General features: G+C 67.9%; 15 protein-coding genes. 8 read left to right on the top strand and 7 right to left on the bottom strand.

Going from position 1 to position 14,865, the window contains the following annotated elements; genetic code table 11:
* Nucleotides 1-15 precede the first annotated feature (15 nt).
* Nucleotides 16-735, bottom strand: a complete 720-nt coding sequence (locus tag ACKTSN_RS11565; RefSeq protein WP_409469027.1) for a potassium channel family protein — start codon at nucleotides 733-735, stop codon at nucleotides 16-18.
* Entirely contained in the window at nucleotides 728-2,098 is a 1,371-nt protein-coding gene (locus ACKTSN_RS11560) for a TrkH family potassium uptake protein (RefSeq protein ID WP_409469026.1), read from the bottom strand. The genes ACKTSN_RS11565 and ACKTSN_RS11560 overlap by 8 nt, the downstream gene beginning before the upstream one ends.
* Nucleotides 2,099-2,497: 399 nt before the next feature.
* Between ACKTSN_RS11560 and ACKTSN_RS11555 the strand changes: the two genes are divergently transcribed.
* Complete coding sequence (locus tag ACKTSN_RS11555; protein WP_409469025.1) at nucleotides 2,498-2,860, top strand: hypothetical protein; 363 nt, start codon at nucleotides 2,498-2,500, stop codon at nucleotides 2,858-2,860.
* Complete coding sequence (locus ACKTSN_RS11550; protein ID WP_409469024.1) at nucleotides 2,857-3,516, top strand: nucleotidyl transferase AbiEii/AbiGii toxin family protein; 660 nt, start codon at nucleotides 2,857-2,859, stop codon at nucleotides 3,514-3,516. The genes ACKTSN_RS11555 and ACKTSN_RS11550 overlap by 4 nt, the downstream gene beginning before the upstream one ends.
* Nucleotides 3,517-3,547: 31 nt before the next feature.
* Here the strand turns inward: ACKTSN_RS11550 and ACKTSN_RS11545 are convergent, their stop codons facing one another.
* The gene (locus ACKTSN_RS11545) at nucleotides 3,548-3,730 is read right to left on the bottom strand and encodes a hypothetical protein (RefSeq protein ID WP_409469023.1); all 183 of its coding nucleotides are present in this window, start codon (nucleotides 3,728-3,730) and stop codon (nucleotides 3,548-3,550) included.
* A 623-nt stretch (nucleotides 3,731-4,353) separates the two neighbouring features.
* Here ACKTSN_RS11545 and ACKTSN_RS11540 point away from each other — a divergent pair.
* The 4 genes from ACKTSN_RS11540 (at nucleotide 4,354) to ACKTSN_RS11525 (ending at nucleotide 7,406) form a co-directional block, all read left to right on the top strand.
* A complete protein-coding gene (locus ACKTSN_RS11540; RefSeq protein WP_409469022.1) occupies nucleotides 4,354-5,454 on the top strand; it encodes an RNase A-like domain-containing protein in 1,101 nt (366 codons plus the stop codon).
* Between the two features lie 218 nt (nucleotides 5,455-5,672).
* Nucleotides 5,673-6,338, top strand: a complete 666-nt coding sequence (locus tag ACKTSN_RS11535; RefSeq protein WP_409474806.1) for a hypothetical protein — start codon at nucleotides 5,673-5,675, stop codon at nucleotides 6,336-6,338.
* Nucleotides 6,339-6,367: 29 nt separating this feature from the next.
* Nucleotides 6,368-6,673, top strand: a complete 306-nt coding sequence (locus tag ACKTSN_RS11530; RefSeq protein ID WP_409469021.1) for an RNase A-like domain-containing protein — start codon at nucleotides 6,368-6,370, stop codon at nucleotides 6,671-6,673.
* Between the two features lie 37 nt (nucleotides 6,674-6,710).
* Complete coding sequence (locus ACKTSN_RS11525) at nucleotides 6,711-7,406, top strand: contact-dependent growth inhibition system immunity protein (protein ID WP_409469020.1); 696 nt, start codon at nucleotides 6,711-6,713, stop codon at nucleotides 7,404-7,406.
* 187 nt (nucleotides 7,407-7,593) lie between these two features.
* Here the strand turns inward: ACKTSN_RS11525 and ACKTSN_RS11520 are convergent, their stop codons facing one another.
* Nucleotides 7,594-9,123 (bottom strand): helix-turn-helix domain-containing protein, encoded by a 1,530-nt coding sequence (locus ACKTSN_RS11520; protein WP_409469019.1) that lies wholly within the window; start codon nucleotides 9,121-9,123, stop codon nucleotides 7,594-7,596.
* 452 nt (nucleotides 9,124-9,575) lie between these two features.
* Between ACKTSN_RS11520 and acnA the strand changes: the two genes are divergently transcribed.
* Nucleotides 9,576-12,323 carry an aconitate hydratase AcnA gene (gene acnA / locus ACKTSN_RS11515; protein ID WP_409469018.1) on the top strand — a complete coding sequence of 916 codons (2,748 nt, stop codon included), beginning with the start codon at nucleotides 9,576-9,578 and terminating at the stop codon, nucleotides 12,321-12,323.
* 327 nt (nucleotides 12,324-12,650) lie between these two features.
* Here acnA and ACKTSN_RS11510 read toward each other — a convergent pair whose 3' ends face one another.
* Nucleotides 12,651-13,748, bottom strand: coding sequence for an integrase core domain-containing protein (locus tag ACKTSN_RS11510; RefSeq protein ID WP_409469017.1), 1,098 nt, complete (start codon nucleotides 13,746-13,748; stop codon nucleotides 12,651-12,653).
* Between the two features lie 70 nt (nucleotides 13,749-13,818).
* Between ACKTSN_RS11510 and ACKTSN_RS11505 the strand changes: the two genes are divergently transcribed.
* Nucleotides 13,819-14,007: a hypothetical protein gene (locus ACKTSN_RS11505; RefSeq protein WP_409469016.1), complete on the top strand. Its 189-nt coding sequence runs from the start codon at nucleotides 13,819-13,821 to the stop codon at nucleotides 14,005-14,007.
* A 106-nt stretch (nucleotides 14,008-14,113) separates the two neighbouring features.
* Here the strand turns inward: ACKTSN_RS11505 and ACKTSN_RS11500 are convergent, their stop codons facing one another.
* Nucleotides 14,114-14,398 (bottom strand): contact-dependent growth inhibition system immunity protein, encoded by a 285-nt coding sequence (locus ACKTSN_RS11500; RefSeq protein WP_409469015.1) that lies wholly within the window; start codon nucleotides 14,396-14,398, stop codon nucleotides 14,114-14,116.
* A complete protein-coding gene (locus ACKTSN_RS11495) occupies nucleotides 14,398-14,796 on the bottom strand; it encodes an RNase A-like domain-containing protein (RefSeq protein WP_409469014.1) in 399 nt (132 codons plus the stop codon). Before ACKTSN_RS11495 ends, ACKTSN_RS11500 begins: the two co-directional genes overlap by 1 nt.
* Nucleotides 14,797-14,865 lie beyond the last annotated feature (69 nt).

The following is a 14,865-nucleotide window of genomic DNA, read 5'->3' as shown; positions in this document are numbered from 1 at the left end:
CGGCACCTCGTCGGGCTACTCCAGTTCCGCGAACGTCTCCACCGCCCGGGTCTTGCCGGTGACGATGACGACGTCGCCGGGGTGGACGACCGTCTCGGCCGTGGCGTGCGTGAAGTCGGCGCCGGGGCGTTTGATGCCGACGATGGTCACGCCGTACGTACTGCGCACCCGGCTCTCGCCGAGCGGCACCCCACCGACGACCTTCGGGGCGAGGGTCTTGATGAGGGCGTAGTCGCTGTCGAAGGCGATGAAGTCCAGCATCCGGCCGGTGACCAGATGGGCCACGCGCTCGCCCATGTCGTGCTCGGGCAGGACAACATGCTGGGCACCGATACGTTCCAGGATCCGACCGTGCTGCCGGGTCGTGGCCCGGGCCCAGATGTGGGGGACGGCCGCGTCGACGAGGTTCGAGGTGGTCAGGATGCTGGCTTCCAGGTGGGTGCCGATGCCGACCACCACACGGGAGAACTCACCGACGCCGAGTTGCTGCAGCGCGGCGGGGTCGGTGCAGTCCGCGGTGGCGGCGTGGGTCAGCTCGGCGCCGACCTTCTGGACGAGCCCGGCGTCGGCGTCGATGCCGAGCACGTCCCAGCCGCGTCGCATCAGCTCGCCCGCCACGGACCGTCCGAAACGGCCCAGACCGATGACCGCGACCCTGGAGTCGCGGGCCGGGCGACGGTCGGCGGCGGCGCTCCGACGCCGGTGCGCACGACGGAACCTGAAGTGGTCAGCCAATGACGGGTCGCTCCTCGGGCAGGGTGTAGCGGCGGTCGCGCCGGCGCAGGGCGAGCGCGCTGGCGAGAGTGATCGGGCCGACGCGTCCGACGAACATCAGGACGATGACGGTGAGTTGGCCCGCTGCGGGAAGGTCGCCGGTGATGCCGGTGCTCAGGCCGACCGTGCCGAAGGCGGAGACGGCCTCGAACAGGACCGCCTCGGCCGACTCCTCGGTGACGGCGAGCAGAACCAGCGTGCCGACCATCACGAGACCCACGCCCAGCAGCGCCACGGTGAGGGCCTGGCGCAGTGTGGCGCCGGAGAGCCGGCGGCCCATGATGTCCGCGTCGGCGTACCCGCGGATCTCGGCATGGATCGCGGCGGCCAGCACCGCGAACGTGGTGACCTTGATGCCGCCGGCGGTGCCCGCGCTGCCGCCGCCGATGAACATCAGCACGCAGATGCCCAGCAGGGTCGCCGACTCCATGGCACTGGTGTCCACGGTGTTGAAGCCCGCGGTGCGCGCGCTGGCAGCGGTGAAGAACCCGCTCAGCAGCTTGTGCCCCCAGCCCATGGGGCCGAGGGTCCCGGTGTTGCTCCACTCCAGACCGCAGGTCAGGGCGGTGCCGACGGCGAGCAGGATCCCGTAGGTGACGAGGGTGAGCCGGGTGTGCAGGGACCAGCGATGTCTGGTGCTGCCCGCAGTTGCGTTGCGGCTGCGCAGCAGTTCCAGCAGCACGGGGAAGCCGAGGGCGCCGAGCACGCAGGCCATGGCGATCGGCAGCAGGATCCATGGATCGTGCGCGTAGTCGACGAGGTTGTTGTCGCGCAGCGCGAACCCGGCGTTGTTGAAGGCGGAGATCCCGTAGAAGATCCCGTGGTGGACGGCTTCACCGGGCGCCACGCCGTGGCCGAAGCGGAGACGGACCGCGACCACGGCGGCCGTGGCCAGCTCCACGGCGAGCGTGGTGCCCGCGATGCCCAGCAGCATCCGGCGGATGGCACCCACGCCGAGGCCCCCCGTTTCCGTCTCCGCCTGCGTGGTGAGCTGCGCCCGCAGCCGCAGCCGGCCGGAGACGAGCAGGGCCAGCAGCGACGCGAACGTCATGATGCCGAACCCGCCGATCTGGATCAGCGCCAGGACCACGCCCTCGCCGAACGGGCTCCAGTGGCTGCCGGTACCCACGATGGACAGACCACCGCTGGCCGCACCCGTGGCGGTGAACAGGGCGGTCAGCGCGCCGGTGTCCCGAGCGGGGGCGGTGGCGCCCGGCAGCATCAGCAGGGCCGCACCCAGCGCGACGACCAGCGCGAATCCCAGCACGACACCGCGGGTGGGATGAACGGCCAGCCGGGACCACCGGGCCTGCTTCGCCCCCACGGCCACCAGCCACCTCCGATGTCCCGACGCCACATTTTCGGCCGCGGCCCGTCGCACGGCATGGTGGCCGAAAGCGGCCACCCCACCCCGCACAGCATCCCCGCACCAACCGGCGTACGGAACGCGGCACGGCGTCAAGAACGTCAAGAAGTCGCCGAAACCGCCCATGGCTCTGGCTGCCCGCGTCCCTCGGCCTCAGCTTCTACACCGATGCCGTGCGCGTCGAGGTGAGCTGCACCGCAGCCCGCTTCTCCTCCGCAGCGGCACTGACCGCCTCAACCGCGATGTTCCGGCAGAGGAGATCGCGGCCGGGGGAGACAGGTGGCGCCTGACCCGCACATACGGCAGGAGACCCCTGTATCCGCCATGCCGCCGCCTCCCACCAGCGATACTGGACGCATGGATGCGACGACCACCGCCCCCCGCGCCGAGGTGCTGCGGGACCGCTACCGCAGCCGGCTGCCCGAGCGCCTGCAGGAGCTGGCCGGCCCCGTCGAGGGCACCGTCGACCTGCCGCTCCACATCGTCTGGTCCGGGCGGACGAGCTACAGCCTGGACCGCCCGAAATCCCGCATGACGCTCTACCGGACCGTCCTCGCCGAGGGCCTGCGCGAGGACCTGGCGGCCTTCCTTCACCACCGGCTGCTCACCGAGCAGTGGCCCGTTCTGCGTCGCTTGGTCAGTCCCTACATCCGCGAGGTCTGGGAGGACGCCTTCCCCGAACTGCCCCGCACCGCTCCGGCCGACACGACCGCCGCGTGAAGCTCACCCCGCTCCACGAGCGTCTCCTTGCCGACATCCTCGACCTCGGCTCCCCCTATCCTCTGGTCCTCACCGGCGGATACGCCGTGCAGGCCCACGGCCTGGTCGAACGCTTCAGCCGCGACCTCGACGTCGCCACCGAGAACCCCGCCCCGATGGACGAGATCGTCGCCTCCCTCACAGCCGGCCTCACCGCGCGCGGCTGGCGGACCACGCATGTCCAGACCGACCCGCTCAGCGGCCGGTTCCTCGTCACCGACCCGGACACCGGCGAGGAGTGCGAGGTCGACGTCCTCAAGGAGGCATTCTGGGCCCCGCCTGCCCAGACCCCCTACGGCCCCGTACTCTCCCTCGACGACGTGATCGGCACCAAGGTCCGCGCCCTCGCTGACCGCGGCACCGTCCGCGACCTCATCGACGTCCAGGCCGCTTCCCGCCACCGCTCCACCGCCGACCTCGAATCCCTCGGCCGCCGCCGCGCCCACGACGAGTTCAGCCTCGAGGATCTCCGCGACCGGCTCACCGGCGCGGACTGGTATGAGGACGAGGACTACGCCGCGTACGGGCTCACCTCCCGGCAGATCGAAGAGCTCAAGACGTGGGCGCTGGAGTGGGCGGAGGATCTGGGAGCGCGGATCCACGACGAGAACGCCTGACAAGAGGCGTACCCCGCTCCGGTCGGCTTGATCACCCGCAGCTCGGTGGTGCCGAGAGCTCGGCCCGGGCGGTCTTGCCGCTGGACGGGCAGGGCACGCAGTCCCAGTGGTCGGCGAGGGCGGCGACGAGCGACAGGCCACGCCCGCTGGCGAGAAGCGCATCGGGCGGAAGGATCTGCGGGTACAGGTCCCCGCGGGCGTCGGTGACTTCCACGCGCAGGCGTCCGGCCGACGGGTTGAAGCGGGTATGAGCCGGAAGCAGCGGCCGGGCAGACGGCCGTGGAGGACGGCGTTGGCGGCAAGCTCAGTCATGTCAATTACGCGGCCGCGCATCAGGCCGTGCTGCGGGGCTGGGGAGCGCGCTGATGGCGGGACCGCAGCCGGGGACACAGGGCCCGGGGCCCGGCGGGCAGAACGGCACCATCGACGTCAAACCGTCCGATCTGTTCCGGGTGTCCAACGGGGTCGCCGGACAGCAGACACCCATGGACAAGGGCGCCAAGAATCTCGTCGACGAGCTCAACAAGTATCCGGATGCAGGCGGTTACGGAATCGCGCCCCAGGCGTTCGCGGCCTCGTACGTCAAAGTGGGGAACCGCTTCCTCGAAGTGTGGGCCAAGAGTGTCGTGAGCATCGGCGGCGCGGCGGTCGGCTTCACCACCACGCCAACAACTACGCGAAGGCGGAGGCCGCCAACGATCCCTCGGGCGCGACGAAGGCGGTCACCCAGGCGCCACCGCAGGTCATCGACAAGCCGCCGGTCTACGGTCCGGTACCAACCTCAAATGGGGTGACGACGACGGCGGCGACGACTTCATCCGAAGCCTGCTGGAATGGGTGCCGGAGCCGGTCAGGGAAGTCCTGCGCCCGATCGTGAAGCACGCCTTCCGGATGGGGAAGGTCGCGGACGTCTACCCCTATCCGCAGCAGCACTACCTCAACTCGCTGTCCAAGGCGTGGATGGCGATGACCACCACGCTCTCCATGTCCGAGAGCGCGCTCACCGGGAACGTCAGCAGCATCACGCAGCAGAGCAACAGCGAATGGCACGACGCCATGCGGCAGTTCTGCAGCGCGCTGTGGGGGACCACGGCGTGGGGCACCAGCACCGAGGGCTATGAGTGGAAGCACGACTCCGCCTCGTCGCAGACCGCCTCGCATCCGGTGATGACGGTGCTCTTCGACATCGCGCAGAAGGTCAGCGACCTGCTGTACGAGTTCGCCGAAGCGGCCGTCTACGTCAACGGCGAAGTGTGGGACGTCTATGTGGAGGCGATCAAGGACGCGATCCCCAAGGTGGAGGTCAACCTCAAGGACGGCGTCGGCATGGACGACGTCAAGGGCCTCATCAAGGGTGTGGTGAAGGGGGTCGCCAAGGGGGCCAGCCAGCTCGGCGCGGGCATCGTCCTCAACATCGACACCGCCAAGCTCAACGCGATCGTCACCGAGTACAACCGGCGGGTGAACGCGCTGGTGCCGCGGCTCGACGCGCTGATGGGGCCGCTGGACGAGGCCTATCGCAGCGCTCCGTCCTTCCACGCGGAGGAGGCGCGGGCGCAGGCCTTCGGCGCCCGGGCGCTCAACGAGTTCAAGACCGAGCACAAGTACATGGTCCCGGGCGAGGACCCCAAGGACCACTTCTATCCGCTGGACCTGGCCAGCCAGGAGGGCATCCACGGCAGCCATGGCGTCGACAAGCACATCGGACTCACCGACGACCAACTGAGGCAGCGTCTGCGGGACCAGGGGAACGCCCCGTCTGCCTCCTCGTACAAGGACCTGGCCTCCGCGCAACGCCTGACGCAGATGGCGCTCGACGACATCGACAACGCCGACCGCGTCGACAAATGGATTGAGAGGGTGGAAGGCGGATGGCTAACAATCCGAACTGGAACCCTGACAACTCGAGCCTCAGTCCGCCTCTCACACTTACCGTGAATGAAGCGACCGGACGTACCGTGGAGCGCGGCGACTACGCCTCGCACGGTATGAATGCCTCGGCGAGTGAGGTGCATTCTGTGCAGGTCGCGCTGAAGTACAAGAGGGGTATCGACCCGCCTTTCGTCGTTGTCACGTCGTACCTTGTCAGTCCTTAGCGGATCGCAAGTTCATTGGTGATTCATGTTCATGACTACGAGGACGGTGACAGCTTGATCGTGCACACCGCGCGTCTCTTCATCGACGGCCCGATGAGAAGGGTCCTGGAGCTCGCCGCCGCGGTGCGGGATTCCGGGGGATCGCTGTCCCTCGACGCCGAGCTGCGGCGTTTCATCCGGACTACGCGCGCGACCGTCGCCACGGACTGGGTGTGCCCGCTCGCCACCGTGACTGCGCTGCTCGACCATGTCGCCGGTCTCTGTGCCGACGGCGCAGGAGCCCCGCCCCGGGAATTCCGGCAGCTTCTGGAGCGAGCTGGCGCCGGAGCGGACGCTGCCGCGTACCTGCACTCCCTGGCGGAGAAGCTCCGAGCCCTGGAACAGGACCCGCAGGACGACTACGATGAGCTCCCTTTGTCCCGCTGGGAGATCGACGTCAGATTTCCCCAGCTTTCCGGATTCGGGGTCAACTGGGTGTACGAGGGGGAATTCGCGACCCTTGAGGAGTCCCTGGAGGCCGCGATCGATTCCGAGCATCCCTACTGCGGTGAGTTCCTGGCTCCGCTCGCCGCGGAGGCCCAGTCCGCGCTGGTGCTCTTCCCGGGGGAGCGGGCCATGCAGGACGGCTTGTCCCCCGTCGTAGGCTGGGCGACCCCCCAGGCGCTACGTGACCTGCTCCAGGCCGTCGACGACCACATGCAGCAGGAACACGTCGCACTGCCCTGACCCGACATCCATCAGAGGTCCCGTCTGCCATGCCGTCCGTGAACCGGTCCGCCACCTATCCCGACCGTGAAACCGCCCAGTGGGCCACGCAGCAGGTCGTCACCGCCAACGAGCAGCTCATCCACCGCTGGCTCGCCCAAGGCACTCGCCCACGCCTGACCATCGAGGCGTCCTGGCCGTCGAGGCCGGAACCGGTCGGCCGGGTGCTGTTGCAGGCGATGATGCTGGCGGGGCGGGAGCCCGTCGATGTGCGTGCCGCGCGGGTCGTGCTCAGGCGGGACCCGTCCGCCCCGCACGGTTTCGTCGTCCATGCCACGTTCCCCGTCTACCTGTAGCCAGTCCACCGCCGATCATCCGTAAAGGCCGATCCCCGTGCCCCTGAGCCCTCTCGAACACGACCGCCGCTACGGCGAACTGGACCAGGTGGTCCGTGCCTACGTCGGGCAGCCGGCGGACGACACCCCGGACGCGCCCGGCGAAGCCTTGACGGCCTACCTCCGGTATACCTGGCACACCCGGCCCTGGGCACTGGCTGTCGCCGAACGACAGGTGCGGGAGTACGCCGAGAACCCGCCCGGACGGCTCCGGCTGCGACTGGGCGAGTTCTACGCCATTCCCGACGTGGGCCTGCCCGAAGGCGAGGTCCAGGAGTGGCTGTTCACCCTCGCCGACCACCTCAAGCGCAGCGTCGAGCAGGGTGAGGTGCCGCCGCCCGCCACGCCCGCCACCCACTGGGAGCGGCATGCTCGCTTCCCGGAGCTGGGCCAGTTCCTCGGCGGATGGTTCTCGCAGGACATGCCGGACGAGTTCGCGGACCACGACGCGGCCGTCGCCGACTACCGGGCCGCCACGGACCCGCGGCTTGTCGCCCGCCTAGTCGGTGAGCTGTACGAACTGCTCGCCCTCGACCTCGACGAGTCCGACTACGCGCTGGCCGTCGGTGAGCTGGGCATGGAGGTTGACCCGCCCGCCCCGTACACCCCGAGCGGCTGGCTGGCCCACGTGGCCGACCGGCTCGCGCAGCCGATCGCCGAGTACGGGTCGTCGCCGCGGGCCGGGCAGGAGTAGCCCGGACTCTGCCGACACCAGGTCGACGACAAGGTGTTGTCGCAGTCCAGAGGTACCGGATCACACCGACCGCCGTCAGGCGAACAGAGCGAGGCCCCGCGACCATCGCTAGAACCCAAGCCGAGAAGAGTGACGGGGCCTCGGTCGAACGAGAACGCGTGGCGTTTTCGCCGATCTGTCCTGCTCGCTAGATGTCCCGGAAGATCTCGATCTGCGCCCCGATCGAGTTCAGCCGCTCCGCCAGATCCTCGTAACCCCGGTTGATGACATACACGTTGCGCAGTACGGACGTGCCCTCCGCCGCCATCATCGCCAGGAGGACGACGACCGCGGGGCGCAGGGCCGGCGGGCACATCATCTCGGCGGCGCGCCAGCGGGTCGGGCCCTCGACCAGGACGCGGTGCGGGTCCAGCAACTGGAGGCGGCCGCCGAGGCGGTTGAGGTCGGTCAGGTAGATCGCGCGGTTGTCGTAGACCCAGTCGTGGATGAGGGTCTTGCCCTGTGCGGAGGCCGCGATCGCCGCGAAGAACGGCACGTTGTCGATGTTCAGACCGGGGAACGGCATCGGGTGGATCTTGTCGATCGGCGCCTCCAGCTTGGAGGGCTTGACGGTGAGGTCCACCAGTCGCGTACGGCCGTTGTCGGCGACGTACTCGGGCGTGCGGTCGTGGTCGAGTCCCATCTCCTCCAGGACCGCGAGCTCGATCTCGAGGAACTCGATCGGCACCCGACGCACCGTCAGCTCCGACTCCGTGACGACGGCGGCGGCGACCAGGCTCATCGCCTCGACCGGGTCCTCGGAGGGCGAGTAGTCGACGTCGACGTCGATGTTCGGCATGCCGTGCACGGTGAGCGTGGTGGTGCCGATGCCCTCGACCTTGACGCCGAGCGCCTCCAGGAAGAAACACAGGTCCTGGACCATGTAGTTGGAGGAGGCGTTGCGGATCGTCGTCACGCCGTCGTGGCGGGCGGCGGCCAGCAGTGCGTTCTCGGTGACCGTGTCCCCGCGCTCCGTCAGCACGATCGGGCGGTCGGGGCGGACGGAGCGATCGACCAGCGCGTGGTACTGGCCCTCTGTCGCCGCGAGGTCCAGACCGAACCGGCGCAGCGCGATCATGTGCGGCTCGACGGTCCGGGTGCCGAGGTCGCAGCCGCCGGCGTAGGGCAGCTTGAAGCGGTCCATGCGGTGCAGCAACGGGCCGAGGAACATGATGATGGACCGGGTGCGGCGGGCCGCCTCCGCGTCGATGGAGTCGAGGTCGAGGTCGGCCGGCGGCACGATCTCCAGGTCGATGCCGTCGTTGATCCAGCGGGTGCGCACGCCGATGGAGCCCAGTACCTCCAGCAGGCGGTACACCTCCTCGATGCGGGCGACCCGACGCAGCACCGTGCGGCCCTTGTTGAGCAGCGAGGCGCACAGCAGTGCCACGCACGCGTTCTTGCTCGTCTTCACATCGATGGCCCCGGACAGCCGGCGACCGCCGACCACCCTGAGATGCATCGGGCCCGCATAGCCCAGGGAGACGATCTCGCTGTCCAGGGCTTCACCGATACGGGCGATCATCTCAAGGCTGATGTTCTGGTTGCCGCGCTCGATGCGATTGACGGCGCTCTGGCTGGTTCCGAGCGCCTCGGCAAGCTGCGACTGTGTCCAGCCCCGGTGTTGCCGGGCGTCACGGATGAGCTTGCCGATGCGTACGAGGTAGTCGTCTGCCATGGGGCTGAGGTTATCTCAGATATGAGATGGCGCCCATTGGGGGGTCCATTCGGGTGACGGCACGTCAACGTCGCCGCGTGGAACGGCTTCCACGCCATCCGAAAGTTCTGGATAAATCCACTGATGTCGTACGACGTCCTGTGCTGCTGCGCGTTCGACGCGGCCCATGTGTGCGTACCTTCCTTCGGGGTTCCGTCGGGCGAACCCGGCCCTCCTCGGTTACCCCCGCTCGGCGTACCGAAAGGTGGCCGCCGGAGAACATCGCAACGAGGCCGGGCATGACCATCCCGGCCGCATGTACTAGAGTTATCTCGACATCGAGATATCTGCCGAGGTGCACCGCAGCCGCGCGGCATCACCGGTCTGGCGGTAAGGGTTACCTAACTTAGCCTTACCTTAGCGGATCGGCCAAGATGCCGTGGCGGCAGGATCGTGGTGGTACGCGCACATCAATGAAGGAGACTGTCGTGTCGGCGAACAGCTTCGACGCCCGCAGCACGCTGCAGGTGGGCGACGAGTCGTACGAGATCTTCCGCCTGGACAAGGTGGAGGGCTCGGCCCGGCTCCCCTACAGCCTTAAGGTCCTGCTGGAGAACCTGCTCCGCACCGAGGACGGCGCGAACATCACCGCCGACCACATCCGCGCCCTCGGCGGCTGGGACTCGCAGGCCCAGCCCTCGCAGGAGATCCAGTTCACGCCGGCCCGCGTCATCATGCAGGACTTCACCGGCGTTCCCTGCGTCGTCGACCTCGCCACCATGCGCGAGGCCGTCAAGGAGCTCGGCGGCGACCCGGCGAAGATCAACCCGCTTGCCCCTGCCGAGCTGGTCATCGACCACTCCGTCATCGCCGACAAGTTCGGTACCAACGACGCCTTCCAGCAGAACGTCGAGCTGGAGTACGGCCGCAACAAGGAGCGCTACCAGTTCCTGCGCTGGGGCCAGACCGCGTTCGACGAGTTCAAGGTCGTCCCGCCCGGCACCGGCATCGTCCACCAGGTCAACATCGAGCACCTGGCCCGCGTCGTCATGGTCCGCGACGGCAAGGCCTACCCCGACACCCTGGTCGGCACCGACTCGCACACCACGATGGTCAACGGCCTCGGCGTCCTCGGCTGGGGCGTCGGCGGTATCGAGGCCGAGGCCGCGATGCTCGGCCAGCCGGTCTCGATGCTCATCCCGCGCGTCGTCGGCTTCAAGCTGACCGGCCACCTGAAGCCCGGCACCACCGCGACCGACCTGGTGCTGACCATCACCGAGATGCTCCGCAAGCACGGCGTGGTCGGCAAGTTCGTCGAGTTCTACGGCGAGGGTGTGGCCGCCACGAGCCTCGCCAACCGCGCCACCATCGGCAACATGTCGCCGGAGTTCGGCTCCACCGCCGCGATCTTCCCGATCGACGACGAGACCCTGAACTACCTGCGCCTGACCGGCCGCTCCGAGCAGCAGGTCGCGCTCGTCGAGGCGTACGCCAAGACGCAGGGCATCTGGCTGGACCCGGCCGCCGAGCCGGACTTCTCCGAGAAGCTGGAGCTCGACCTCTCCACGGTCGTCCCCTCCATCGCCGGTCCGAAGCGCCCGCAGGACCGTATCGTCCTGGCAGGCGCCGCCGAGCAGTTCAAGGTCGACGTCCGTAACTACGTCACCGACGAGTACGAGGCGAGCAAGGAGTCCTTCCCGAGCTCTGACGCCCCCTCGTCGATCCCGAACGGCGCGCCGTCCAACCCGGTCCCGGTCACCGCCCCCGACGGCACGACCTACACGCTGGACCACGGCGCCGTGACGGTCGCCGCCATCACCTCCTGCACCAACACCTCCAACCCGTACGTCATGGTCGCCGCCGCCCTGGTGGCCAAGAAGGCGGTCGAGAAGGGCCTGACCCGCAAGCCCTGGGTCAAGACCACCCTCGCCCCGGGTTCGAAGGTCGTCACCGACTACTTCGACAAGGCGGGCCTGACCCCGTACCTCGACAAGGTCGGCTTCAACCTCGTCGGCTACGGCTGCACCACCTGCATCGGCAACTCCGGCCCGCTGCCGGAGGAGGTCTCCAAGGCCGTCAACGACCACGACCTCGCCGTCACCTCGGTCCTCTCCGGCAACCGCAACTTCGAGGGCCGCATCAACCCCGACGTCAAGATGAACTACCTGGCGTCCCCGCCGCTGGTCGTCGCCTACGCGATCGCCGGCTCCATGAAGGTGGACATCACCAAGGACGCCCTGGGCACGGACCAGGACGGCAAGCCGGTCTACCTGTCCGACATCTGGCCGTCCGAGGCCGAGGTCAACGACGTCGTGGCGAACGCCATCGGCGAGGACATGTTCAACAAGTCCTACTCCGACGTCTTCGCCGGCGACGCCCAGTGGCAGGCGCTGCCGATCCCGACCGGCAACACCTTCGAGTGGGACCCGGAGTCGACGTACGTCCGCAAGCCCCCGTACTTCGAGGGCATGACGATGGAGACCACCCCCGTCTCCGACATCTCGGGCGCGCGCGTCCTCGCCAAGCTGGGCGACTCGGTCACCACCGACCACATCTCCCCGGCCGGGGCCATCAAGGCCGACACCCCGGCCGGCAAGTACCTCACCGAGCACGGCGTCCAGCGTCGTGACTTCAACAGCTACGGCTCCCGCCGCGGCAACCACGAGGTCATGATCCGCGGTACGTTCGCCAACATCCGCCTGCGCAACCAGATCGCGCCGGGCACGGAAGGCGGCTACACCCGCGACTTCACGCGGGCCGCCGAAGGTGAAGGGGGTGCCCCGGTCTCCTTCATCTACGACGCCTCGCAGAACTACCAGGCCGCCGGTATCCCGCTGGTCGTCCTGGCCGGCAAGGAGTACGGCTCCGGTTCGTCCCGCGACTGGGCGGCCAAGGGCACCGCACTCCTGGGCGTCAAGGCCGTCATCGCCGAGTCGTACGAGCGCATCCACCGCTCCAACCTCATCGGCATGGGCGTCCTGCCGCTGCAGTTCCCGGAGGGCCAGTCCGCCGAGTCCCTCGGTCTGACCGGCGAGGAGACCTTCTCCATCTCCGGCGTCACCGAGCTCAACGAGGGCACCACGCCGCGCACGGTCAAGGTCACCACCGACTCGGGCGTCGAGTTCGACGCGGTCGTCCGCATCGACACCCCCGGTGAGGCCGACTACTACCGCAACGGCGGCATCATGCAGTACGTGCTGCGCCAACTTGTCGGTTCTTGACCTGACGTGAACGAGCGCCCTGCCCCTGCATCTCGCGGGGAGCGGGGCACTCGCGCTCGACGGGGCGGAAGACGCCGCCTGTGACCATGATCGCAGGCGATCTGTTCCCGGAGCGGAGCTGCGCATCCTACGACGACGAAGAACCCCGCACCTGGTACCAGGTGCGGGGTTCTTCTGTGGGGTGTTCACGAGTGTCTCTGACCAGGCGGGACAGAAACGGTTGAAGATCGCTTCCCAGTCAGCCGAAGATCGTTGTCCCGTCTTAAATGATCTGGTTCGGTGTTGGGCTGCTGACGTTGCCCTTGCCGAGAACTCCGTCCGTGCAGTTCAGGCGGCATGTCGGTACTCGTGGAGGGTGCCGCCGAGGTGGTCACGTCGGCGTATGTCGAGGTGGGTGAGCTGCTCCAAATCGGTGATCGGTGGGGGCAAGGCGTGCAGTGGTCGGGCGTTGGCGATGCCCTGGTGGGGCCGGTGGGAGTTGTAGTGCTGCTCGAACTCGCGCAGGGCGTGGAGCAGATGGTGCTGGTTCCAGATCAGGGTGCGGTCCAGCAGCTCGTGCCGGCAGGTCTGTACCCAGCGTTCCATGAGCGCGTTCATGCGCGGTATCCGGACGCCGGTCAGCACGACGTCGATCCCCGCGTCCTTGAGGACGGTGTCGAACAGGGCGGGGAACTTGCCGTCGCGGTCCCGGATGAGGAACCGTGCCCGGCAGCCGGTGTCCTCGAGGTCCATGACGAGGTTCTTCGCGGCCTGTATCACCCAGGAGGCGGTCGGGTGTGCGGTGGCGCCCAGGACCCGGATGCGCCGGCTGGCGTGCTCGAGCACGGCGAACACGTACAGCCGCGTCCCGGACAGAGTGATGGTCTCGAAGAAGTCGCAGGCCAGCAGGGCATCGGCCTGGGAGCGCAGGAAGTCGGCCCAGGTCGTTACGGCGCGTTCGGGTGCCGGGTCGATCCCGGCATCCTTCAGGATCTCCCACACGGTGGAGGCGGCCACCTGCACGCCCAGGACGAGCAGCTCACCGTGGATGCGCCGATATCCCCACCCGGGATTCTCCCTCGCCAGGCGCAGGATGAGAGCGCGGATCGAGCGCACCGTGCGTGGCCGTCCCGAACGTTTCGGACGGGAACGGGCCGCATGGCGGCGCGCGAGAAGATCACGGTGCCAGCGCATCACCGTGTCCGGCCGCACCAGCAGCCGCACCCCGCGCAGCACCTCCGTCGGCAACCGGCGCAGCAATGCTGCCAGGAACGCGCGATCGCCCGGGGCGAACCGCACTCTCCGGCCGTCGAGTTGGCGCTCCAGTACCCCGATCTGATGGCGAAGAGCGAGGATCTCGGCGTCCTTGCCATGGTCGCTCATCGGCAGTAGGCGCAGCAGGGCGAACACGTTCGTCACACCCAGGTAGGCCAGTCGCAGCAGCACGGCCGGCCATCATGCCGGGGCGACCACCAGCCGCGCGAGTACCCTGCCCCCCAGACAGACCCTCACCTGCATGGATGAGGTTTCCGGCAAGCACAACGCCCACATCGGCGTCACCGCCACCGTCTACGCCCACGTCCGACTCCGCCTCCAGCGCCACGCCATCGACATCCTCAGCACCGCACTCGACGGCACGACAGACACCAACCCGGCCCACGACGACGGCGACGACACGCCACTCTGCGCGGCCCCCTTCCGCTGACGTTGCCGTCAACTACTGCCGTCAAGCACCCCAGAAGCCCCGCCAGAGATGCTCTGGCGGGGCTTCAGATTTGCGCTTGCACCCAGACTCTTACCTCCGGGTGGAGCTACGTCAGCGCATCGATCATCTGGTGAAACCAGAGGGACATAGCGATCCCATCCTGACGCGGATCGTACGAGGCGCCGGCCGTCTCAAGCCAAACCTCAGCCAAGCCGTCCTCCCCCATACCCGAAGCTACGATCTGCTCCAGGGATGCTCGCAATTCTTCGACTGTCTCAGGGGGTTCGACCTCCCGAAACTCCGTCAAAATTTGAATCGGCTCTTCCGCTTCAAGGTCGTAATCCTGATGGAAATACGCCTGCGCAAGGTAACGCATCGAGTCCGCCTTCATTACGGCATCGGGTACGAGGTCACGATGTGGTAGCCGTTAGGCATTGAGGGATTACGTTGGAGCACTGTGGTCACACCTGTTGGACTGAGGGTGCTTTGCGTGGCACGCTCATACACCCTTCCCCCGGAAGCATCCATCGGACCATTAATCACGAGTCGATTCCCTCTCCCTGCGAGCCACTGATTGATGCCTGCCTGATTAGCGGCGAGATTACCACCGGTCGCCCTATTGGCCGCAGCGAGGTCAGTAAACGTCGAGGAGTATCGGATGTTGCGTGCGGCCAGTTCAGCATCGGTTTTGCCGACATGCCGACTGATTGCGTGCCCCCCCGCGGCCTCATGCGCAGCAAGATCGCAGTTGCTGTTGTGAACCAGAACCGGCGTCTGCCCCGCCAGCACATAGTACGTGTGCTACGCGATACCCCTCTACCTGCTTCTTCGCAGGTCAGCGCGTGATTTGCGCTCCGC

This window comes from Streptomyces flavusporus, assembly GCF_046267975.1.
Classification (GTDB): Bacteria; Actinomycetota; Actinomycetes; order Streptomycetales; family Streptomycetaceae; genus Streptomyces; species Streptomyces flavusporus.
Note: the sequence above shows the minus strand (reverse complement) of the source record. Positions and strands in the feature narration are given on the sequence as shown.